Raw genomic sequence first — 22,331 nt, forward strand, 5'->3', positions numbered from 1 at the left:
AGTCCCGTAGGGTGGTTCGTAGAACCATTAAGAGCCGCCCCTTCTGCCGCCATCAACCTTCGCTTTCCTTTTTTGCCCTTTTTCTTAAAAAGTTCATCCTCTTTCTCCCCGTCATTAAAACTTGTCTCTTAAAGGGTCAAAGGGAAAGCGCAAGTGCATACTTCATGCTCTTGCGGAGCAGCAGGAAAAGTGGGAGAAGGAATGCCGCGAAGCGAAGAGAGCAAAATGGATGATCCGGCATTTCCTGCATGGGCGGCTACAGCACCTATAAAATACTAAACGGGGTAAAATAAACTCCGATTGAAAAGCGGGGCTATCGGAAAACAGAAGCAGTACAGTACCTTTCCTAAATAAAGATTTAAAATTAACATTGAATCTTTTCACACACCTTAAAAAACTTCTGTTCAATATGTTAATCCTTTAGTTTACCTTTGAAATACCAAATAAATTAAACCTCAAACAATGGCCTCAACAACTAATGCAAAAAAAGAAATAATCGATTTTTTATGGGAATGGGCTGATCCAAAAGGTGATTGGGCAAAATTATTGGTAGATAAAATTGTCAAAACAGAGGTAGCATTACCTGCTGTTGACAGGCAGGAAATATTTGATCACTTTATAGATTCCTTACGGACAACCAAAAAATTAACTCCTGTAACTATAATCAAACCTACATTTACTGCTACCACTAAAGATATAAAGTTATCTTCCCTTTCAAATATTACCGGGGTTAACAGACTTGCTAAAAATCAAAAAATGACCTTTGCAGATAATTTAACAGTTATCTATGGTGAAAACGGCACAGGGAAAACAGGCTATGGAAGAATATTAAAATCCCTTGGATTCAGTTACGAACAGCAAACAACCATTCATCATAATATTTTCGGCACGACAGAATCTAAATCTGCTCTCATTGATTTTAACGTAAATGGTGTGGCCAAAACCTTCACCTGGAACGGAGCCAATATTGACGATGCACTATCCAATATTTCTGTATTTAATAACAACTGCGTTCAAATCTCATTATCTGACAGAAAATTAATTGTGTCGCCAATAGGCTTCCATTTATTTAATATAGTTACGAGCGAATTAGCCGAACTCTCAACACTTCTCAACTCGAAAAAAGCAGCCTACCCTGTAACCTTACTCTGCGCAGCAGCATTACATGATGGGACACCACAACACAAATTTATCACAGAACTTTCAGAAAAATCAACAGACTTAAAACTAAAAGAACTCTCCGAGTTCCCAACAGATATTACAGCGGCAGTTGAGCAAAAGGAAAAAGATCTTAAAGGTTTGAACCAAGAACTTTTAAATACACAAATTAACAATTTAAACAGCCAAATCTCAGAGTTGGGACTTCTTGTAACAAAAATTAAAAGTATACAATTAGCATTTACTCAAACCGAATGGAATGCACTTTTCAAGCTAAATGAAGACATCGTTACACTGGAAGGAAAAACTAAACTTGGCTTGAAAGACATTGCACAAGCTAATGGAATTCAGTTTTATGAAACCCAACAATTTAAAGATTTCCTGACTTCTGCTGACCATTACATCAATCTTCTAGATCAGCCCTACCCTAAAAAGGGAGACAATTGCGCTTATTGCAATCAGCCTTTAGAAGAGCCTGCGCAAAAATTATTGCTATCCTATAAGAATCTCCTGAATGATACTACAGAAAATGATCTAAAAAAACTAATTCAAAGTAGGCTTGACATCATCAATAAAGTTAAACTAATTGAAGATAATCACATTCTAAATCACCCTTCATTTGGGATGGATACAACATCCAAAACCGTTCAGCCTTCTGAATTAACGGCATTTAATAAAAAGCTAAACGGGCTTAAAACTCATTTCATTAACAATACACTGACCAAAGACCTGAGCTTTGATGTAGATTATCCAGCAATAATTAAAATTATTGAAGGCAAACAAACCTCCTTAACAACTACTCTTGCGACTAAAAAAGAATCACTATTAACCATCTCTGATAAAGTAATTGCTTTACAAAAGGAAATAGACGAATTAAAGGACAGAAAATTACTGGCAGACAATGAGGTTGATATTAAGAAAGTAATTCAGAACAAAAAGAGCCTAAAACTATTAAACTCCAAGGCAACCGACTTCAGCAGCAATTCGATTAGCAGGAAGACCAGTGAAGCAAGAGAGGAACTAATCAGTCAAAATTTTGATGACATTTTTCAAACCGAGCTGAAAGCATTCGGCAAATCGCATCTCAAAATTGATTTGAGTTTTGGAACCGATAAAGGAAATTCAAAAATCTCACAAAAAATAAATCAATACCAGCTTACTGACATACTAAGTGAAGGTGAACAAAAGGCAATTGCTTTGGCCGAATTTCTAACAGAGCTACAACTTGACAATTCTAAAGCCCCTGTAATTTTTGATGACCCAGTAAATAGTCTTGATCACCATATCATTGACGATGTAGCAAAAAGATTCATTAAACTATCAAAAGATAGACAAGTTGTGATATTTACGCATAGTGTTTTACTTTTTAACAGTCTTCTTTATACTTCAAGTTTGCCCTTATTCAAAAGCGTGGACAGCAAATTCCTTAATACAAAAAATGAATACAAGGAGACTGGCGTAATTTCAGAAGCGGAAGAAATAAACACCATAAAAAGTGTAATTAAAAAAATTGAGGTGCTATTACACAATACTCCTAAAGGACGACCAGAAAGTGAAGTCGCTGGAGAAGCGTATGGTCATCTGCGTTCTGCTGTTGAACTTTGTGTAGAGCATGAAATTTTCCAGGGAACGGTAAAACGCTATCAAAAAAACGTAGCATTGACTTCATTTGCCAAAGTTAAGGGCCAGTCGATTAATGATCACAAAGACAAAATCAATGAAATATTCGAAAGATGCTGTGGTTTTCTTATCGGGCATAGTAATCCGGGAGAGATTGATAACAGCCCTACACTTTTAGGTTTTGAATCTGATTACAAAGAATTCACGAACATCAGAAAAATATTCACATCTTAATCTATTAACATATTAAAGTGAAGTCTATTGGATAAACCAATTTGTATGACCCCGCTTTGTCAATTTTAATCTTTCTAGAACCTGTCTGAAATATAAAGGGTTGCAGGCTTTTGCTTTTTGGCGACAGGGGGTCATTGGCTTTTGGTTTTTCCACTAACTTTTCAACAAGTTTAAAATCCTGCAGAAGAACGATAAAAACTTTTTAATTTTAGAGTAGTCATTCCATTTATAAATCCAAAATATGAAAAACTACGAAGCTTCCAATGAGCTTATTGACATCCTTTTGAAAAACGGATTTGTTGAAGATACCAGCAAAACTTATCCTGAACATGCCAGACGTCTAGTTGGTGACAACTACGATCCGCATGGCATGAAGCGCCATTTTTCCTTTCCAGGCACAAGGGAGAAAATTTATCTCGATTATATAAATATCAAGCTGCCAACAGGTGTCCAGCGATACAAGATGACTATCGACGAGGTGAAATCACTGATCGCGTTTTGTCGCCTATCCTCTGCCGACAGGTCAGCACTGGCTGAACAACGTTATAACGTACTCAGTATCCCTGAGATCATCGCAAATGTGAATCGCGAACCAAGGATATATTCAAAAACAGCGTATAAACGGGCGAAGCAGCAGTTTGAAAATCTATCTTTGTTATCCGAAACGCAAGACTAGGAAAAGCAGTTAATGAAGGGACAGATCATCGTTGGTGTTCAAAGGCAAACCGAAGCAATTATGCCAATCGGTACGGTTAGCTTGACTGGCCTAAAATGTGATTGCATATGTTATGAATGCAAAGGAACACTGGAGGCTGTGCTAAATACGACCCGCAGAAAGCATTTTAGGCATAGTAATCGGGGCAACTGTAATCCAACACCGGAAACTGAGCTGCATCTTCTCGCTAAGAAAATCATCTTGGATCACAATCGGATAAACATTGCACACAAAGGGATTGTTACTTATGCTGATCCTGTAACTGAAGTATGGTACAAAGATGTGATTCCTGATGCTACTATCATTATCGATGGGCTACCTTTTTATATTGAAATTGTTGTTACAAATCCAATCAATAGTGAAAAGTATCTGAAATACAAATCAGACCTTTCACCTGTTCTTGTCATTACCCTTTCCGAAGTGGACAGGGATCTGGATTATGAGGCATTAACAGATCTTGTTTTAAATGACCGTACCAACCGGCATATGCTGTCTTATGCTGATCAACTGATAAAGAAAGTAGAAGATGATAAATTTTCATGGTGGCCATGGGGAATTTTAGCAGGTCTTGCGATATGGTTGTTGAATAGAAACATACCAAAAGATCGAAGAATTAGAAGACGCCGAAGGTTTTAGTTTTTCGATTTGAGAATTTATAGAACAAATTTTCAGCTAAAAAAATGATTCCAGTTATAGGTTTTCCGATATCACCGAAACTCTATTACATCTCCACATTGTCACCTATTAAGCGTTTATAGTTTGCTTATCTACCAACCGTTGAAGCTGACCGTACTTCGTTAGCAAAATCTTAAATTATTATACTTGTTTTTTAAATTATTATTTTTACTTTCGAGTAAGGAATCGAGCGCCCTAGTTGTGAGTGGCTAAAACGCAAGATGAAATCAATAATAGACAAGTCAAACAGCAATTTTTTGGTTAAACGCTGGCATGGTTGTCCTTAAACACTCACGACGATCAAAAAGTCCGGCTTCAAAAATAATTGCAATGAACTTTGAAATTACGAAAGCTTGCGCTGATTCTTTGCGCACCTTTATCCTAAACAATTACAACGTCCAATTGAAATCCTCCCATGCGCATGAACTCGTGGCGGCTTATTTCGGTTATGCTTCGCGAGCCGCACTGCTTGCTGACAAAAGATGTCCAGTTGAGAAACTAAATGATGCAGAAATTGTCATCATACCTCTTCAATCGCTCTTGGTTGAGCAGCGCCTTAAAACTTTGGAAAATCTACCATCTGGACTTCCATCCAGCGACATTCTTGCTACGGCAATTTACAAGACAATTACCACCAATGAACAATTGTCAGAGAATATATGGACGGATATCAATGAGATGGCGATAGCCTATGCCGAAGACAGGGTGTTTTATAATGAGAAAATGATGAGAATGATTGGGATAGATGGCGGATTTGATCAAGGGGAACTGGATTGGCTTATTCAGGTCGATATCAAAACAATGGAGACCGATGTACTGATGACCGTGACATACGATTATCCTAAACAGGCAAAAAAACCGAGCAGACATGCATCGGTAGCTATAACGCTGCCACGTATTGCTGGAAATATTGGCTATGGTGAACCCAAAGTACTGCCAACTTTTTATAGCGGCCACATGAGTGATCCAGATTTCCGGCTAAAACACGGAATTGCTTGATTATTGGCATAAAGACTTAAACACCAGTAATTGTCCAGCAGGAATATCTGCTGGGCAATTACTGATAAAGTACATAAAATCATATCTTCGAGTTGGCAATTATCATACCGTTGCTCTATTTTGAAGCTCACCTGGCATAGCCGTAATCAATCCCATTATGGAGGCGTGAGGTTGTATTTTCAACTGACTTGCCGCCGTCACTCTTTTTAATTTTCGTAGTTTGTACCCTTTAATTTAATCCTCTTCATGATCATTGATCTGCCTGACGAAATCATTGACGCTATCGGTGTCAATGACCCGGTAATAAAAATCATGCATGTCACGGTTGAATTTGGAATAAGCCCTTTGGCCAAAATCCTTTTCATCAAAAGAACTTTCCATATTTGCAAGATACCAGTCCCTGTAAACTTCTGGATCCGGTTTTCCGAAAATACGCTGCAGGTGCTTTTTGATGTAAGGAATATTTTTATTTGTAGCGTCAATACGATCTAACCTATTTTTTGCGCTATCTACCGCATCAGGATTGTAACGGTTTAGGATGTTGAATACATTCAGATTGCCCAGTTCAAAAGGGTTTGGTAATTTAGTGTCGCCCATAAGCTGTTGATATTCAAGAGTTGTATCGGCAAAATGATGAGAAATTGTTATTTCTTCCATTTTCCTAAAATCGCCTTTGTATTTCGGCTCAAACCGCATCCTTTTATTTGCTCCAGAATAGTGGGGATTAAGGTGATAAAGTTCGGTAAAACCTATTTTTTTCTTGTAAACCATATTACAGGGCTGGCACGAGGGAACTAGGTTGAACATCGAGTAGCTTAGAAGCGGGAAATCATCCTTGTTAAAAAAATGATCCAGTGTACCGATGATTATCTGACCTCCATTTGGCATTTTATCAGGGGCAATTTTTACCAGATTACAGTAAGGGCAAAAAGTATAGGAGATTTTATCTACTGATGACCAATAGTAATTTCTGATCTCGGAAGCTATGTCACGGTCAAATTCTTCATAGTTAAAAGCAAGTTTGATAATGTTGAGGTGTTTTATCTCATCAATGCTGTAATCGCTGATCAATTTATCGTTAAAGCCTTTTATACCGTCTGCTTCTTTGGTAAGTAGAATATAAAGCAAGTCATTCTTAACGTCCAGATCATTGAGTAGATTAATCACGAATTTTAGATCCAGCGCATTGATTTTTGTGGCATTTTTGCTACGGAAAAGTTTGGTCTGCATCTCATAGTCTGCCGTTTGTGGTCTTGTTTTGGACGTTGATGCTGGATCAATTAGTTTCATTAGCTTATAACTCACTGCATTAATGCTTCCCAAGGGCTGTGAAGAAATATCAATGGTTGTTGGGTTAATAAGGTTTTCAAGTGAAACTCTCAGATTGCGTAAACGGATCCTGATGGCATTTTGGATCAGATTATAATATTGCATTTTCCGTGATGGGAGTTCGGCAGCCGGGATATGGATCTTTATCATAGGTTTTCTGCATTAAAGCGTTCAAGTCCTGCCCTTAAAAAAGAGTCACCTACAATAGCAATGAGCTTGTCATCATCCTCCCTTTTGTTTCCCGATGAAATCCTTTCAATCAGTTCACTGATTTTTTTATCTGCAAATTCACCCATCAATGAATCACTAAGGAAAAATTTATTCCCCAAAAGGTCATGGATATTTGCAGCAAAGGTCCTTGATTCTATCTGGGAAGACTGCTCCGGGGCTTCACCGAGTTTAAGGATGTTATTTTCTGGGATATCGGACAATATAAACGGAGAATGGGTAAGAAACAAAATATTAATAGCACCAATACCAGCCCGTTCTCCGAAACGCATGCCCTCCAAAGCCTTTAAAAGGCCATTGGTAAATTTTCTCTGGAAATCAGGGTGGAAATAGAGTTCGATTTCATCGTAGATAATATTTATTGCCCTGTATCTGATCCGCTCTACTGCACTGTAATGGACCGATTGAAGATTCCGAATATGGTAAAGCACACTTTGCACAGCGTGTATAAGTTGCTGTTCGCCTGAGCTTAACGATTCAAACAGAGAAGGATTTCTGTTTTCGTCAATTAAAACGATGTCGATGGAAAAGATTGAAGGAGGCAGAAATGTTATCAGATCAAAGGAACGGTTTTCTCCGATGAAGTCAAGAAGTTTTTTGATGGGCATATCAAAAGTTACCGCCTCGTCACCATCAAGATCAGTTGCTGGAAAAAATGGTTTCGCCGCATCGAGGTCTTGGGTCCGCTGCAGGAAATTAAGTGCCTGTTTTAACTTAAAGGTAACATGACTTCCCTCTTCAAATAACCTCTTTAGAAAGCGAAGATTCTCTTCATTACCAGATTCTCGGTTGAGCTTATATCCGCCCCGGAATCCATCATATCTACTGGATATTGAATCTATTTTCTGAATAATATAATTCTCCAGAATCTGCTGGTAGGGGGATGTGCCCTCCATTATAGGTACAATCTTCACCCCTGAAAAAAACACGCTGTAGAGGTCGATAAGTAATGAGGGCATACCGTTAGATCCCGAAATAGACCTGCCTTCCCTGTTGATCTGGTTCCTTTTGACTTTTTCCATGTTTAGCGAAAATATCACCCTGGAGGCGGATTGTTTCTCAGTGACCGGAACGCTTTTTTCTTCCCCTTCTGCAAAGCCCGCATCGATAAGAACGTTGGAAAGCAGGCGGTATTTAGCCAGCGACATTTCATTATTCACGTCAAAATTTCCCTCGGTCCGCATTGGGTTGATAACTACCGGAGTCTTATAACCATCGTTTTTGTGGAATAATGAATTGATCCATTGGCCTGTGATGTTTGCATTTAATCCGAACTGCGAATAATTAATGCCAATGGTGTAAAAGAAATATTCTGATAAAAGTACTTTAAAATCCGTGGAGCCAACCTCATCATAATTTACGCCCCTCCCTTCTCCGGGAAGGTTACTTTTTACCAGTTCGATTTTACACTGTGTTTTATGAACGGTACCTATCCTTAGAACATAGATATTTCCCGATAACTGGTAGTATATATCGAGTTTGATGGAACGGTATAGCTCATTTACTTCCAAATTTTTTTCGCCCATCGCTAAAAGTGACTTCAGGTCTGATCTGTAGGTTTCCTCGCTGTTTTCAGCGTCGGTTTTCATCTTCCAGGCTAGCCTGACAATACCGTCGATATCCAGCTGCCCGGTACTGGAAATATCCTCGGAAACCTGCTTGCGAATTTGGGAAATAATTTCTTCGTCACTCGGTTTAAGATAGGGAACTGCAAGGTTTTTCATTCTTTCATATTCGGCCTTAATCAAATTTGGGCGGTCATAAAGAACCTTGGCTTCGTTGGAGAAAATATAGATCCCAACCAGCAAAAGATCAATCAGAGTACTCTTGCCCGATCCATTCTTGCCGACCACGGCAGATATATTTACTGAAAGCGGCTGTCCGTCTCTGGTTTTTACATCGTAAAAACCCGAAGGGATTCGTGAATGGAAGTCTACAAAGGATACTTCCGTTTCCCGATTTACCTTTATGCCATCATTGTCCAAAAATGAATAGTCGTTGTAGAACTGATAAATCCGGTCGTTGTCCAGATTTTTAAGGAAATCTGGATTGCAGTTTTTCCTAGGCCTTATGGCGAGTAATCTAAAGTCGAGCATCCGCTAAAAATATAAAATAAAGTTAAGATCTTCAGGTGGCTAAGTAATTCTACGACGAGACAATATTCAGCATCCTGCCTCAAATCAAACATGAAATAATAAAAACGATGGTGATTTCTATAACAAGTATTTTTAGATCATCATGTTCATTTGGCTTATGTCCAAGAAAAATAGTAGCAATGGAAATATATTGCTAGAAAAAATGGAGATTACAATAAGCCTCTGATGGTAAACAGATGACGCAGATATTCATAAGAACAATAGAATTCTCTATCGTCAGCATTTGCGCTTTGCATGTGCTTCAGTTCGCAAAGCAAGACAGGGTCATCCTGGTAGCTTTCAATGAAATATTCAATTCCAAAAACTGGGTGTTTTTCTCGGAGTTTGGAAAAATGATACCTGATATTGGGCTGCACTGGCTTGGCTTTAAAAACCTCCCCCGAGCTTGTAAATACAATTCTGGTCATTACCTGGTGATCGCTTTGAGAATCCTCTGCACGAAGCTCATCGGCCCTAAATTGTTTAAGATTCGCTGTTACCTGCAACAAATCTCGGTTTAGATCTCGCAGAAAACAATCTATACAATGTTTGTAACGTGGATGTAAGTCTTGGTTTCGGAAAAAGTGATGCAAATTGGTCGTAGAATATAAATTAGAATGCTCGAAAAAAGTCTCGAGCAGGTGCTCTGTTTTAGTAATCATTCCTTCAAGCGAAATCTTGGGGAAGGTTTTCAGAAACTGGGCAAGTTGATTTTGATATCGCTTAAGCTTACTCTTGATCGTTGCTAATATGTCATTTAAGTTTTCAAGAAGATAAGCTTCATGCGTCCTCACCAATTCAGACCACTCATGGCGGATAACTTCAGGCTTATAATCTTTGTCCTTATGGTAGCGTAGGTACTCAATAATCTCTCCATGAGAATTGCGTGTAAAAAACACAGAAGAGATAAAATTGTTCTTTTTGTCCCTGCTGATGGGGTGTCCGGTAAGTTCATTTCTCAATGTCCTTATCAGTAATTTGTCTGTGCCGCTACTTTGGGACATCTTGAACACAAAGCGTAGTTCATCTATCAGATCCTGTCCAATGTACATCAGTTGCAGCACCGAAACAGTATCATACAAGGCCAGCTGATAGTTTGACTTTAGGGGAATCCGTTCTAAAAGTTCCACGGTATCATCAAAATAGTTCAGCATATCTCCCATATAATTGGTCTTCTCTTCGGGGCCAAAGTTGATCTGCTTTTGGCAATACTGAGATTCCAGAAAATAATCATTCCAAGCTTCCCTTATTTTTTCTGAAACCTTGATGATCTTTGTTCTATCTATCCCTTTTATAAATTCAGCTTGTAGTGACATTACTTCGTTAAGTTATCTTTCATCTGGATACTCTTTGTGGTTAACCATAAATGTCTCAAAATTAGTGAACCATTTCAGATCATTTAGGTTCAGCCTGGTGATCTCTTCCCGCTCTGCTGAAAAAGGTTCGACGTTCAACAGCCCAAATACAAAGCCTATAGCATCCTGTGAAAAGCCAATAATGGCAATTTTTTTATCCTGATATCTGTTCCAATAAGCATACCCTTCCGCCGCAATTTGAGAAAGCAAAACCATCATTTCCCGTGGAATATCTCTGCTGTAGAGTACAAAGGCAATAACCAAATCGCCGGTTTTACCATAACGCCTCACAATATTGTCTTTATCAAGATGCTTGTACTGCGTAAGCATGGAAAGGAATTGCGAGCCAACGATGCGTCTTTCGAACCTGCTCAGAGACAGTAACTCCACGGCCAATTCCAAATTTGTAGAGTCCTGTTTATATAAAACCTCGTTCTTCAAAAATTCGTCTACAAAATAACTTGCGAAATCAGCGGATTTCTTACGTTGAACCTCCTTTTGTGACAAATATTTCTGCCATTTATCATCCAACTGAAAGCTACCACCATTATAGGTAGTATCATAAAAATGCTTATTAAACTTACGGTCATGCCAGAGGTAATCAGCAAGCAAATCATTTTCGGTACCGGAGATCAACAAAAAATTGGGCCCTGAATCGAGTTGCGCAGTATTGTAATCATAAAAAGACCGCTGAACATCTGAATCCCAGACTTCTTCAGTGCCGTTCATAATAGTTATCTTTTTATCTTTGAAGATTAGCTCTCGCTCGGTCAGATACTGGATAAAATCGGGGATAGTGTCCAGTTCCTTGACTACACATAGAAAAGCATCCCAGTTAAAGATGTGAACATATTTTCCAGTAGACGTCAATCTCCCTCCCGGATAGAAAAGTGGAGCGGTGTTATGATTGACGATGATACGGTAAATTTTCTTGTACTTAGCAAAGTCAAATTTCATTTCCCCCAGATCAGCATGACGAATAAAAAGTTCGCGTGAACTATCAGCCAATCTTCTTTCTGCCCCAGCAATCTGCGAAACTGCTTTATCGAGGGTAGATCTAAAGTAACGGTGATAGTTGCCTTTGAAACCATAATTTTTGACCGAAAGAATAATCATGGTATCGCGGAAAAGAATCAACAAATCACATATTTCTTTCCTAGATCCCTTTTCATCCTTCGGACCAGGGTAACACCAGTATTTTAGATAGGTGTCAAATGCGAGCGTATTCACGGCCTGCTCACCTAAATCCCCTTTGAGTTTTTCTTCACTGATCATTGGATGAAAATATGAAATTTAAATAAATCTTAAATCATTATTTTAGCACTTAAAAATTAACGCAATGTCTAGAGATCAGAATTTAACAGCCGTATTGGCACAGAATTTAGAACACGCGCAAATCGCAAACTTCTTGTCCTACCAATTAACCGAAGACGATATGGCCTTTATCCAGGCCGCTGTTAAGGATGTGCTCAGGAATATGCCTCAAAGGGCTTTCAATTGTACGCAAATTTCAGCGATATGGGCGGCAATCATTGCTGATCATTCCAAAATTCCTATAAGCGTAATCTGTGGAGATCTACAATACAATAGCAAAAAAATATTTGTCTGTAATGAGCCTTTGCCAACTGCAGAAGATGGAACTGATATCATCGGTGAATGGGATGGTCATTGTTGGCTGGAGTTCGGAGGTTTCATCGCAGACGCCTCGTTTTTCAGAACGATCTACTATGGGAATGTTCCAGAAACCCTTAAAGAAATGGTGGTAAACCAGTTTGGCGAAGGAAGAGGTTCAATCATTGCCACTCCTGAGCAAATGCAACAAAATGGTTTTGAGTTCATACCAAAGTATAGCCTGAGCGAGCGGCAAATTAACGGGATTATTCAGGGAATAGCCTCATAAGATAATTATATTATAGGTATTAAATTATAAATAATTCGCAAAACTTAGGTCATGAGTTTAGATAAACTATTCATTTTTTCAAAGAATACCGATGCGGCTGAAGCGCTTAGGGGCTATGAATACCAGAAGCTCCGGGCACTGGAAAACTGGTTGGATAATTATCACAGTAAAAATAATCAAATCATATACTGTGATTATGAAGAAGATATTTTTCAGCGTGATCTGGATGAATGGAGTTCAAAATTTACCCAGCTAAAGCTCTACTCTAGTAAAAATTTCTCATTTAGCAGTGTAGAAGTTACCAAAGCGATCAGTCACTTTTTTATGCTGTTTGTTAAAGGTGAATATAAGTTCGATCAGCAGCAGTTTATTTTTGAAACGAATGCGGATATCGCCCGCAAGTATAAGGATAATGATGCCGAGTTATTAAAAAAGTGGAAAGAGCATCAGGAAAGCCTTGATCCCGAGCTTTTAAAACAGTGCGCCGAAAAGGTGAGATCAATAGTGCTGAAATATGCGGAATCTGCGAATGAAGGCATAAAAGACCTTGTGCTATTGGAAAAAATTAAAGACGCAAAACTTATCCTGGCCGAATTACCAGACGAGGTATGGGAAAGATTTGCCCGCACCATAAAATGGAATTTTAGCGACATCTCAGCAGAAAAGGCCATGGAAGGAGTTATTGAGCGAATAAACACATATATCTCAAAATTAGAAAACCCTATTGCAAAAAAAAATAAGGAAATTGTTTTCGCCCGGTTATATTATGCGATAAGTGAAAGATCTATTCAAACAGAAGGAGAAGATCGCAAGCTGGATGTGGCGCTTTTGGATCAACTGTTGCTGGAAAGCGGTGATGAAGAAGATAAAGGATATAATGAAGACTATCAGTTCTGGAGTAAGGTCACCACAATCGCCGGCTTCAGGGTAGCAGAATTTTTAAAGGTTTTGAATTCTTCTTTCTACTGTAGGTACGCGGGATATCTCAAGCACCACTGGGAGACCTGGGCAACACTCCTCAAACATTACATTGACCTGCCAGATATTCCTAAATTTTACAAGCAAAAAGCAATTTATGAACTAATCTGGACAACAGTTAGACCCAAAATGCTAGCCGCACCAGATGGTACTTTAGAAGGAATGGAGGCCCAAGTCAGAGGCTATTTCGCAGAATTTGAAAATTTCGGTGATGATGTGGAATCTTTAGAAGATGCGTCTGCCCTAGTGGGGCTGATAGAGGGCTCTGTCCATTTCGGTAGAGTAGAGATCAAGGCAGAAGAAATAGCATATTGGAGAGAACGTATCTTGCAAAAGGCCATTGATGAATTGGAAAAAGTAAAAGACCCGAACCAAGCCTGTTATTTTCATGCCATAGCAGCGCTTTTAACCTTGCATCACACAATAAATCCTGATAGTGAAACCATCATGGATGATACTTTTGTGCATTTGGATGAAATTCTTAATCTATTGGACTCCGCTACTCAATATGATGTCAAGGAGTTGGCTAATCGGTTAACCGGCTTCATCAAAATATTGATTACGTTGGCACACGATACTGAAGAAATTGAGCGCTTGGAAGAATTTACAGATAAGTTAATGCCTTTTGTCGCCCAAAAAAGCTCAGATCATGATCTAGCCAAAGTTTATGTTGACCGCGGAGTAAAATACCTCCACACGACAGAACCTAAATCAGTGCTTAGGGCGATCAACTATTTCCATAAGGCAAAAACGCTCTGGCGCCATGATCATACCCGGGGTGGACATATTCTAGCCCTGCTCAATATCTCGCAGCTCTATTTGCTGATCGGCTGTAATTTTGCCGCGAAATATTATGCATTATCTGCGGCCCGCCACGCAACATCCGAATCTGCACTCAACCACAGGATTTCAGATGCATTTGCTATGATCTTGAACGCCGACTTCAAGGAAGGTGCCTGGATCAGTTGCCTAGAAGATTTCAGGCTGTTCATATTGTATAGAGGTGAATTCAAAAGTAGGGAATATGATACTGAAGACAATAAACTCATGTACTCGTTAAGGGACATCGCTATTGTCATTGCTTTCGCGTCAAGGCTTAGTTCTGAAGTCGCTGCCATAATCGAATCAGAAATAAGGGAAATGGGGCAATTATATAAAGACATTTTGGAACCAATGGTAGAAGAACTGAACGGATCGGTCAGGGATACCGAACTGGCAGCATTGTTACAGAAAAAGCTGGATGATGCTCCTTTGAACGATGCCGGTCCGCAACGGACAATCTTCTGGGATGCACTGGGAAGTAACTGGAAGTTCATCTTTGAAAATGACTGGTTGACTAATTCGATTGCCGAGGAATTTATTGCAGTGCTTCAAATCCTTGTTGCTGACCTGGGACTCAGCAAAACGGACCTGCATCTTCTGGAAAGCAAAATCGAGATAAATATCCAGTTAGGTGAACGCTGGGAGCCGCCTGTAAGACTAGCTTCAAACGACATTCACAAGTGGATCGTTAAAGTTCCTGCTGTCGCTAAGGAAGATTACCAAGCCATTCAAATGCAATGTGCTTTCATGGCGGTATGTATTAAAAAAATGTTGGATGAAATCAGCTTATTGCCTACTGAGGAACTCGAAAACGAAATACAGCGAAGATTGGAAAAAGAAGATCTAGCGGGAAAAACCATGGCAGATTTTCTCTATCAGAGGCTTTATAGGTACTTTATTGAGCGGAAATATTTTTATGAACCAAACAGAGCATCATATGAAAAACCAGATATAGGTTTTACCAGTACGCCTTTTTCCGGACTAAAATGGGACGACAGCCTTAGCGGCAAATATTCAGTGGAGAAATCCCTAGAGATGATCCGAGAGAGATACCCCGCTTGTATGGTTCCAATGCATCTTACCCTAATTCGTCTACAAAAAGATCCGCGCTATCCCGACTTCATTAAAAAATTAAGAGAGCAAGGCTGGCTGGACTGGCAGATCCTATTGGCATTGTTTAACCATACTGTTAGCTATAAAGTGAGTATAGAAATGCAGAAAAAATCTTTCCATTCAGCGCAGGAGGAGTATGATCTGGTGCAGGAAGCCTTTGGAAGGTTGTTTAAGATGGATGAAGAAGAAAACTATATAGAAATCCCAGTGGACTATTATTTTGAAGGAGACTTGGATTTTCAACTAAGGCAAGCAGCCCTACTGACACTAAGGAATTGGGGATTGGAAGGGCAGAAATCTGATTTCCCAGATTTCAATGCAGTGAAGAATTTAATGGTCAAACGTTTCAACTTTAATATTGACGATGAAAGCAATCTTAGCCCTTTATAATATAGAGAAAATAACGCAGAAGCAGTATATTGAAAACATAGAATGGATCTAAAACCCTATATACAAACACTCAGGAACCAGATCGAATATAGCCTCAGAAGAGACGAATTCGGGTTGAAAGACATGATGATTAAAGATATTGATGACTATTTGAACAGCGAAGTGAAAAGCGATCTTGAAAAAGCGTTTTTTCTAGTGTTGAACCAATTTCCCGGAGATAATAGCGATTATATAATCATTCCAAATGAAATGGTTCTACTAGAAGATGTCTACGATATGAGTACTCCAGGAATTGAATACGAGATCGATTTCGCAATTTATGGAGGTTCGGTCAATGACCCAGTCAAGGTAGCGGTGGAAATAGATGGACAGCGCTCACATGGACAAAAGCACGTGCGTAAGGATAGGCGAAAAGATGTCAATCTCCAGGCTGCTGGTTGGCTAGTAATGCGGTTCACCTCAAAGGAAGTCCACGAAGAAATCATCAAGTTTTCTGAACATGAAAACCATGTTTCTGACTTCTTGATCAGTATTGAAAACGTCATCCGACAAAAACTGGACCTGGTCACAGGAAACAACTATGGCAGGCCGAAAGTAAGGTCGCTTCTTACCGGGTACAGTTGGGGAGATGTCCAATGTACGAACTGTGGACATAGGCAAATCGGTGTACTCAACCGGAAGAAACATACATGCAAACACTGTAAAGAAAAATTTATTCGGCAGTTAGAAGCCCATGAAAGGATCGCAGGTGAACACAATGGGCTATACTATTTCCTGTAAAAAATATAATTTAAAGATGAATAGCGAATACATTGCAAGAATTAATCAATATTTGCCACTATTATTATCAAGGATTAAAGCGGCGAGTAATCCAATAGTAATTAATATACAGCCTGAAACAGATGCGGCAATAAATGGCTGTTTTTACAATGTTCAACGGAAGATAGTTAAAGATGGAGGGAGGGCAGTTTATGGTTGGGCAATAAGACCGTTGAAATATATGATCGAGGCCGAGAGACATGCCGTTTGGCAAGCACCGGATAACACATACTTAGATATTACCCCTACAATACAACCTGTAAGCCAAACACTATTTGTAATAGATAATGGGTTTATATATGACGGCCAAGTCTTAGATAACGTGCGAGTAAATATTTCCGAAAATAAAGTCGTAGATGATTGGATTTTTGTCTGTGAAGCTATCTATAAATTATATAGTTATGCACATAGAACGGCTGAAAATACTATCACTATGCCTGAAAATCTCGTACCCATGCTAACGGGGCTCGAAGAATTTGCAAAAATTTTTGAACCTTATCTGGATGCAAATGGCAATTACGATTGCCTATGTTTCTGTGGCCGGCAACTTAGTTATAAAAACTGTCATGGTCTTGATCTAAGGCAGCCACTTTCAGAAGCGTTATTAACAGTTGAAAATATGATGAAGAAATCAGAAAACTAATCTACGTCCCAATCATCTTTTACGTTTTCTTTATAGGATTTCAGGTATTTTCCTGCTCTTTCTATAAACAGTTCCGAACTGATATCATCAAGGGAAATGATATATTCCATCTGGAACTGCTGAGCGCAAACGCTATGGATACTATTCATTTCGCTAAAATGGGCCAATGCGGTTTTCAATTGTTTATCGGAAAATGAGGATACGTTAAAGTTGCTTCCTTTCTCAGACTTATCACTATGGGCAAGTGTTTTATCCCGTAAAATTCTTAGATATTTATGAAAATCGGAACCAATAAGTTGATCAATTCGTCCTTCAACGTGTTCAAACGTTTTTTGGTAGACAGTCCCCTTAAAATGTAGGACTTTTCGGTTAAGCTTATGAAGAGCTGCATAATTGGAACTGCCTTTTCCAGATTCTAATAACTTACAGTACTCCATGGTAAAGGTATACATTAGCGTTGTGTGGAACTTATGAAAGATGTAGTTTTCAAGTATGTCCAATTCTTCTCTTTTTCTGCGGGCTTTATTCAACGTCACCATTTCACCAAGGGTCATGGACAAAAAAAACAGACTTCTATGGGTATACCCGAAATTATCAGGGAATTCGTCGTCAGACAAACCTTCGTATTGTGACATAGTTTAAACTTTATTTGACTTAAAATTAGACAGAAAACCCTGCCTATTTAGGCAGGGTTCTATAATTCCCAAAACAGTTATCTATCTATTTGCTGTTCTTTTTTTCCGTTACCTCAGTACGAATTTCCTGCGCCAATACTTTTAAGTCTTGCATCGCTTTTCTAACCCTTGTACCTGCTGCGCCATTACCTGCATTACTGAATTTTTCTACATCAGCCTCGATACCAGCTATCAGTTCTTTTACTTTCGTGAATTTTTCCATATTATTTTAATTGTTTTTTATGATTAATAATTAGTGATTTAATAATGATTCGCGTTTTAAATATATAAATTAGGCACTAAACGGACAAACCCTGCTTTTTTCTGCTATTCTGGCCTTTTTCCTGTCCTTGGTTTTCACCAATCTTCTGGCTCTGGCTTTTGTCTTTGATTTCCAGCTGGTCACGACGAACAGACACGCCCTTTTCATCCTTGATATTAATCGTGCGCAGGCGTGGATTGGCCTCGATAAACAACAAAGCATCTTTTCCATCTTTGGTCATCGTTACCGCCGTAGAATTCCCAGCTTTCATTGAAGCCATCAAATCGGCCTTTTCCTCTGGTTTGGCAAGTTCAGCAATCGGAAATTTATCCAGTGCCTTGTCAAGATTATAGCCATAACGTTCGTGAAACTGTTCCACCTTGTTATTGCCATAGTTATCTTTCTGAGAAAAATCAATTTTCAGCCATGCCAGATAGTTATCGCCATCACCATTGACCATCGTCTTTTGTACCGCCCTGCCAGCAACCAAGTTAAAGGCTTCATCAGCTCCGATATTATTCCCGTTACGGATCCTAAAATCCTGGCTTTTATCGGTTGCCTCGTTTCCGGTATTCAAGGTAGCCTTATAGCTATTAAAAAAATACATATCGGTGGTATCGGATTGCTTAAAGTTCAGCTCATAATTTACAGTTTCATTTCCACGGTTCATTTCATGACCGATCTTGATTTCGGTCTTCTGATCCTTTACATCTATTTCCTTTTCAAGTTTATCAAGCACCGCAACTGGAAAATCCATCTTTTCGAGCTTGTTCTTTAGGAATGCTAAATTGTTTTCGTTCATATTCTTTTGATTATTTAAATGATAATAGTGTCCGGTTTCCACGATCTCGACAAGTTTACTGTCTTTAAGGGCTTCGATCATGTTCCGCAGGAATGGCGCTAAGGGTTCAACATACCAGTCACCATTCTCCCTGGCATGTTTGTCTGCACTCCTTCGCTCAACAAAAGCATAGATCTCGTTTCCAGTATACATATCCCTATCCCTGGGATAACTTACAAACTCATAACCATCTATCTTTACATCAACTAGGAATTCAGCGGTGGAGACCAGATCGTCCCTTCTGAACCTCATTTTTTCTTCGAGTTATCTCGCAACAGTACTGGATATCCCGCAGACAATTTCTGCTTCACTCTTTTGACCTTTTTAGAGAATAATCCTTTCGCAGCTTCCAGACCAGCACCTGCAACCTGCGTTCCGATGCTTTGATCCATACTTAAAAACTGCATACTGCGGATGGCATCATCGGCACCGCCATTGACGGCATCAATAAGCAAAGCCTCTGGTGCATTGAGTCCGATCATACCGTCACGTTTATCAAAAACAGTTAAACTCACCGGAATAATCTGATTTCCCAAACGGATGTTTTTGATCTCCAAACTGATACGCTGGTTGGAAAAGTTTGCAAGGCCAAATATGGAATGACCTTTAGGGATGCGCTGCCCGTTCAGTACAATGGTATCGAGCAAACGAAGTTCGATCACCGAACCCTCGACGGCCTTTACATTTCCTGCAATTTCTGCGGGAATGGCCTTGAACAAGGTGTCGGGTACACCACTGGAAGATTTAACATGCTGCTGCCTAACCAGATCGGGATTTTGGATAGCCAATATTTTATCCATCATTGAATTGAGCTGGTACATTTCCGGATCATCACCACCGGAAGAAGCCTGCATATTTTTCATCAGCGCTTCCAGCTTCGCAACATCTGCGCTCATTGCCGGATCAGCGGCAGCACGGGTATTAGTTGCACCAGGGCTATAGGCAGGAGTAATCGGCTTTGCGTTTACCTGTGCATTGATCTGCGCAAGTTTTGCTTGAATTGCCAGTTCGCTTGGATCAGGGCTGAAACCGCTGCCAACACCCGCTAGTTCCGAGCTTTCGCCAGTAGTTAAACCGTGCTTGATCAGATCAGCCGAGTCCTTTTGTGCCTGGCTATATAAGCTCATTTTGTCTACGGGTTTTTCATTTTTAAAATCTGCATCTGGCAGAACCATGTTTAAGCCTTTGCTGACCGAGGCCTCTGCCGCAGGCGGTTTAGAGCCACCACCTAATGACCAGAAGGCCATTGTCATAAACGGCAGGATCAGTAATGGCAGCACCATCAAAAATTTACGTCGCTTTAAAAAAGCGGGAGAATGTGTTGTATTCATAAGCTATATGATTTTTAGTGTTGTTTTTATTTTGTTAATTGGAACTAAAGCTGCCTTCGGCGGTAATTACTAAATGGATATAATGATTAAATAAATGCAAATGCCGCCCACGCCCAAGCAGAACAGGATCAGTAGCACCATCCACCGAAAGGGAGAATAGGAGCTTGTCCGCTCATTGAGCCATCCGGCAATTCTTGATTGCTGGCGCAGGATGTAGCTCGCCAGTTTTCCCCTCAGTGTATCAGCAGACGGAGAAATGCTCTGCTTTTTACTGCGGAATAGTCTCATTGCCATAGGATTTAGGTTCGTCCCTGTTTTCCAGAATTTCCCAGCCCTGTATCAAAAAGCCATGCGGGTTATCATCGGTCTGGGTTTTCAAGTCCCGGACTTGTCCCTTGGTAACCAGCTTACGAATTGCGGTACTACTGGAACGAACCAGTCGCTGGGTACCATAGGTCGTAAAGGAATACGGATAAACATCAATATTCAGCACCGTACTGTCCACTTCGATTTCCTGGGAAATGCTTGCCGAGATCAGGTTGTTGTAATAGCCGCTTTCCAGCAGATTATCATATTGTTTTTTCGCTGAGAGATCAGCTAAGAAAAGCGATTTGGAAACACTGGCTTTAATGGCCTTGTCATCGGGGCTCAGGTTAAAAAAGTACTGGTGAAAGGTTTTGATGTGGTCACGGAGCTGCACAGGCAAGTTGGTTTTCTTATCAGAAGCCAATGCTTGTAATACTTTGCCGTTATACAGGATGTAGATTTTCCCATCCTTCTCAGCCGACAGCTGGCACCATTTGTACAAACCAAAGCATATCGTAAAAGTATTGGCCAGTATCAGCAGGTAGCTGAACAGCTTGATGTGCCGGAATGCGGTATCTATATTTTTGAGTTGTGTAAACATAGGCTTAATGGATTAATCGTTGCTCTTAAGTTTATTCTTGAAATAGTCATTGCCTTCAGATGCGCTGCCACCTTTGGAATTGCGCATGGCATTTCCCATCGCATCGGCAGCCATACCAGCACCACCGGAAACCATTTTGGTTGATGTACTGGCACCACCGATAACCAGCGAATTGACTTTTGACAAAATCGAGTTGCCGCCACCTGCATGTACAATGTAATTGGCAACCGTTGGTACAGAGAAGTAGCCAATAATGCCAATGATCAAAAAACATAAATACGCCGTATCGGTACTTGAAAAGAAAGTATCGCCCTGCTGACCATTCTGCGAAATGTCATAACGCAGCATATTTTCCTGCACTTTTCCGATGATGCTGCCAAAGATGTTGGCAATGGGCAACCATAGAAAAATATTGACATAGCGGGCAATCCACACCGTTAGCGTATGCTCAAAGCCATCAAATACCGCAAAGGCAAATACCAATGGGCCGAGTATAGCTAGAATGATGAGATAAAATGTCCTGATCGTATTGATACACAGCGATGCTGCCGCATAAACCACCTGCAAAACCTCGCTCATCCACTGCTTGATCGAATTACGAAAGTTGTAAGAAGCTTTCGCAATCGCAAAATCAATTCCGTGCGCCAGCCTGTCCAGCATTCCCTCGTCCTGCCTGTTAGGATCATCAGGATGCAGGTATTTATAGTACTTATCACTGTCACCAGTGCCGTCGGCACCGACATACATCTGGTACTGGTCGGTCTTTTTAATGGTATTCTCTTTTTGCTTCAGTAGTACCGCTATTGCCCGGTCGGAATTTTTCACCATTGCCGATGTAGCGGAAACGGTTGGCTGCAAAATGCCATTCATCAGGCCAATGACTGCCGGAAAAAGCAAGATCGCTAAGCCGAGCGCAAAAGGGCGCAGCAGCGGGTAAAAGTCTACCGCTTCAGCTTGCGCAATGTTCTTCCAGACACGGGAAGCAATATAAAACAGTGCGGCAAAACCCGCCAGACCACGGCCTACGCCGATTAGTCCGGAGCATAGCGGTATCATTTCCTTATACACCTGATCCAGGACCAGGTGCATACTTTTCATCTCGCCAGCCAAGCCCTGCCCAAAGGAAAATATTGGCGAGAACGTTAAAAGCATGGCCATGACCACAAATAATGTGGCCTTAATAAATCTGTTCATAATAATAGG

Annotated in this window: 19 protein-coding genes; 8 read left to right on the forward strand and 11 right to left on the reverse strand. The window is 40.0% G+C overall.

Features of this window, described 5'->3' with window-relative positions; genetic code table 11:
- Window positions 1-462 precede the first annotated feature (462 nt).
- From PBAL39_RS08315 to PBAL39_RS24580, 4 genes are all read left to right on the forward strand, one after another.
- The gene (locus PBAL39_RS08315; protein WP_008240312.1) at window positions 463-3,012 is read left to right on the forward strand and encodes an AAA family ATPase; all 2,550 of its coding nucleotides are present in this window, start codon (window positions 463-465) and stop codon (window positions 3,010-3,012) included.
- Between the two features lie 241 nt (window positions 3,013-3,253).
- Entirely contained in the window at window positions 3,254-3,688 is a 435-nt protein-coding gene (locus PBAL39_RS08320) for a hypothetical protein (RefSeq protein ID WP_008240313.1), read from the forward strand.
- Window positions 3,689-3,700: 12 nt separating this feature from the next.
- Complete coding sequence (locus PBAL39_RS08325) at window positions 3,701-4,363, forward strand: hypothetical protein (RefSeq protein WP_008240314.1); 663 nt, start codon at window positions 3,701-3,703, stop codon at window positions 4,361-4,363.
- 369 nt (window positions 4,364-4,732) lie between these two features.
- Window positions 4,733-5,401 (forward strand): hypothetical protein, encoded by a 669-nt coding sequence (locus tag PBAL39_RS24580; RefSeq protein WP_008240315.1) that lies wholly within the window; start codon window positions 4,733-4,735, stop codon window positions 5,399-5,401.
- A 234-nt stretch (window positions 5,402-5,635) separates the two neighbouring features.
- Here the strand turns inward: PBAL39_RS24580 and PBAL39_RS08335 are convergent, their stop codons facing one another.
- The 4 genes from PBAL39_RS08335 to PBAL39_RS08350 all read right to left on the reverse strand — a co-directional run bounded on the left by PBAL39_RS08335 (window position 5,636) and on the right by PBAL39_RS08350 (window position 11,723).
- Window positions 5,636-6,880, reverse strand: a complete 1,245-nt coding sequence (locus PBAL39_RS08335) for a hypothetical protein (protein WP_008240316.1) — start codon at window positions 6,878-6,880, stop codon at window positions 5,636-5,638.
- On the reverse strand, window positions 6,877-9,054 hold the full coding sequence (locus PBAL39_RS08340) for an AAA family ATPase (RefSeq protein WP_008240317.1): 2,178 nt from the start codon (window positions 9,052-9,054) through the stop codon (window positions 6,877-6,879). The genes PBAL39_RS08335 and PBAL39_RS08340 overlap by 4 nt, the downstream gene beginning before the upstream one ends.
- A 209-nt stretch (window positions 9,055-9,263) precedes the next feature.
- The gene (locus tag PBAL39_RS08345) at window positions 9,264-10,409 is read right to left on the reverse strand and encodes a hypothetical protein (protein WP_008240318.1); all 1,146 of its coding nucleotides are present in this window, start codon (window positions 10,407-10,409) and stop codon (window positions 9,264-9,266) included.
- Between the two features lie 12 nt (window positions 10,410-10,421).
- Complete coding sequence (locus tag PBAL39_RS08350; RefSeq protein ID WP_008240319.1) at window positions 10,422-11,723, reverse strand: hypothetical protein; 1,302 nt, start codon at window positions 11,721-11,723, stop codon at window positions 10,422-10,424.
- 64 nt (window positions 11,724-11,787) lie between these two features.
- Here PBAL39_RS08350 and PBAL39_RS08355 point away from each other — a divergent pair, with 64 nt between their 5' ends.
- From PBAL39_RS08355 to PBAL39_RS08370, 4 genes are read left to right on the forward strand one after another with little or no spacing between them, the layout of a single operon-like run.
- Window positions 11,788-12,348 carry a hypothetical protein gene (locus PBAL39_RS08355; protein ID WP_008240321.1) on the forward strand — a complete coding sequence of 187 codons (561 nt, stop codon included), beginning with the start codon at window positions 11,788-11,790 and terminating at the stop codon, window positions 12,346-12,348.
- Window positions 12,349-12,399: 51 nt separating this feature from the next.
- Window positions 12,400-15,651, forward strand: coding sequence for a dsDNA nuclease domain-containing protein (locus PBAL39_RS08360; protein WP_008240322.1), 3,252 nt, complete (start codon window positions 12,400-12,402; stop codon window positions 15,649-15,651).
- A gap of 42 nt (window positions 15,652-15,693) precedes the next feature.
- Window positions 15,694-16,431: a DUF559 domain-containing protein gene (locus PBAL39_RS08365; RefSeq protein ID WP_008240323.1), complete on the forward strand. Its 738-nt coding sequence runs from the start codon at window positions 15,694-15,696 to the stop codon at window positions 16,429-16,431.
- A gap of 16 nt (window positions 16,432-16,447) precedes the next feature.
- Complete coding sequence (locus PBAL39_RS08370; protein WP_039866314.1) at window positions 16,448-17,113, forward strand: hypothetical protein; 666 nt, start codon at window positions 16,448-16,450, stop codon at window positions 17,111-17,113.
- Here the strand turns inward: PBAL39_RS08370 and PBAL39_RS08375 are convergent.
- The 7 genes from PBAL39_RS08375 to traJ all read right to left on the reverse strand — a co-directional run bounded on the left by PBAL39_RS08375 (window position 17,110) and on the right by traJ (window position 22,322).
- Window positions 17,110-17,748: a hypothetical protein gene (locus PBAL39_RS08375; RefSeq protein WP_008240328.1), complete on the reverse strand. Its 639-nt coding sequence runs from the start codon at window positions 17,746-17,748 to the stop codon at window positions 17,110-17,112. The genes PBAL39_RS08370 and PBAL39_RS08375 overlap by 4 nt on opposite strands.
- Window positions 17,749-17,833: 85 nt before the next feature.
- Window positions 17,834-18,010, reverse strand: coding sequence for a hypothetical protein (locus tag PBAL39_RS08380; protein WP_008240331.1), 177 nt, complete (start codon window positions 18,008-18,010; stop codon window positions 17,834-17,836).
- 76 nt (window positions 18,011-18,086) lie between these two features.
- Window positions 18,087-19,142 carry a hypothetical protein gene (locus tag PBAL39_RS24585; protein WP_008240332.1) on the reverse strand — a complete coding sequence of 352 codons (1,056 nt, stop codon included), beginning with the start codon at window positions 19,140-19,142 and terminating at the stop codon, window positions 18,087-18,089.
- Window positions 19,139-20,221 (reverse strand): conjugative transposon protein TraM, encoded by a 1,083-nt coding sequence (traM, locus tag PBAL39_RS08390; protein WP_039866315.1) that lies wholly within the window; start codon window positions 20,219-20,221, stop codon window positions 19,139-19,141. Before traM ends, PBAL39_RS24585 begins: the two co-directional genes overlap by 4 nt.
- Before the next feature lie 69 nt (window positions 20,222-20,290).
- On the reverse strand, window positions 20,291-20,509 hold the full coding sequence (locus PBAL39_RS25295) for a hypothetical protein (protein WP_008240336.1): 219 nt from the start codon (window positions 20,507-20,509) through the stop codon (window positions 20,291-20,293).
- On the reverse strand, window positions 20,490-21,128 hold the full coding sequence (traK, locus tag PBAL39_RS08395) for a conjugative transposon protein TraK (protein WP_008240338.1): 639 nt from the start codon (window positions 21,126-21,128) through the stop codon (window positions 20,490-20,492). The genes PBAL39_RS25295 and traK overlap by 20 nt, the downstream gene beginning before the upstream one ends.
- A gap of 12 nt (window positions 21,129-21,140) precedes the next feature.
- Window positions 21,141-22,322 (reverse strand): conjugative transposon protein TraJ, encoded by a 1,182-nt coding sequence (gene traJ / locus PBAL39_RS08400; RefSeq protein WP_008240340.1) that lies wholly within the window; start codon window positions 22,320-22,322, stop codon window positions 21,141-21,143.
- Between the last annotated feature and the right edge of the window lie 9 nt (window positions 22,323-22,331).

Source organism: Pedobacter sp. BAL39, from assembly GCF_000170795.1.
Lineage (GTDB): Bacteria > Bacteroidota > Bacteroidia > Sphingobacteriales > Sphingobacteriaceae > Pedobacter.

What these genes read in the sequence shown, in the direction of transcription:
- PBAL39_RS08315 (WP_008240312.1), top strand. Translation starts at nt 463, where the DNA reads ATGGCCTCAACAACTAATGCAAAAAAAGAAATAATCGATTTTTTATGG.
- PBAL39_RS08320 (WP_008240313.1), top strand. Translation starts at nt 3,254, where the DNA reads ATGAAAAACTACGAAGCTTCCAATGAGCTTATTGACATCCTTTTGAAA.
- PBAL39_RS08325 (WP_008240314.1), top strand. Translation starts at nt 3,701, where the DNA reads ATGAAGGGACAGATCATCGTTGGTGTTCAAAGGCAAACCGAAGCAATT.
- PBAL39_RS24580 (WP_008240315.1), top strand. Translation starts at nt 4,733, where the DNA reads ATGAACTTTGAAATTACGAAAGCTTGCGCTGATTCTTTGCGCACCTTT.
- PBAL39_RS08335 (WP_008240316.1), bottom strand. Translation starts at nt 6,880, where the DNA reads ATGATAAAGATCCATATCCCGGCTGCCGAACTCCCATCACGGAAAATG.
- PBAL39_RS08340 (WP_008240317.1), bottom strand. Translation starts at nt 9,054, where the DNA reads ATGCTCGACTTTAGATTACTCGCCATAAGGCCTAGGAAAAACTGCAAT.
- PBAL39_RS08345 (WP_008240318.1), bottom strand. Translation starts at nt 10,409, where the DNA reads ATGTCACTACAAGCTGAATTTATAAAAGGGATAGATAGAACAAAGATC.
- PBAL39_RS08350 (WP_008240319.1), bottom strand. Translation starts at nt 11,723, where the DNA reads ATGATCAGTGAAGAAAAACTCAAAGGGGATTTAGGTGAGCAGGCCGTG.
- PBAL39_RS08355 (WP_008240321.1), top strand. Translation starts at nt 11,788, where the DNA reads ATGTCTAGAGATCAGAATTTAACAGCCGTATTGGCACAGAATTTAGAA.
- PBAL39_RS08360 (WP_008240322.1), top strand. Translation starts at nt 12,400, where the DNA reads ATGAGTTTAGATAAACTATTCATTTTTTCAAAGAATACCGATGCGGCT.
- PBAL39_RS08365 (WP_008240323.1), top strand. Translation starts at nt 15,694, where the DNA reads ATGGATCTAAAACCCTATATACAAACACTCAGGAACCAGATCGAATAT.
- PBAL39_RS08370 (WP_039866314.1), top strand. Translation starts at nt 16,448, where the DNA reads ATGAATAGCGAATACATTGCAAGAATTAATCAATATTTGCCACTATTA.
- PBAL39_RS08375 (WP_008240328.1), bottom strand. Translation starts at nt 17,748, where the DNA reads ATGTCACAATACGAAGGTTTGTCTGACGACGAATTCCCTGATAATTTC.
- PBAL39_RS08380 (WP_008240331.1), bottom strand. Translation starts at nt 18,010, where the DNA reads ATGGAAAAATTCACGAAAGTAAAAGAACTGATAGCTGGTATCGAGGCT.
- PBAL39_RS24585 (WP_008240332.1), bottom strand. Translation starts at nt 19,142, where the DNA reads ATGAGGTTCAGAAGGGACGATCTGGTCTCCACCGCTGAATTCCTAGTT.
- traM (WP_039866315.1), bottom strand. Translation starts at nt 20,221, where the DNA reads ATGAATACAACACATTCTCCCGCTTTTTTAAAGCGACGTAAATTTTTG.
- PBAL39_RS25295 (WP_008240336.1), bottom strand. Translation starts at nt 20,509, where the DNA reads ATGAGACTATTCCGCAGTAAAAAGCAGAGCATTTCTCCGTCTGCTGAT.
- traK (WP_008240338.1), bottom strand. Translation starts at nt 21,128, where the DNA reads ATGTTTACACAACTCAAAAATATAGATACCGCATTCCGGCACATCAAG.
- traJ (WP_008240340.1), bottom strand. Translation starts at nt 22,322, where the DNA reads ATGAACAGATTTATTAAGGCCACATTATTTGTGGTCATGGCCATGCTT.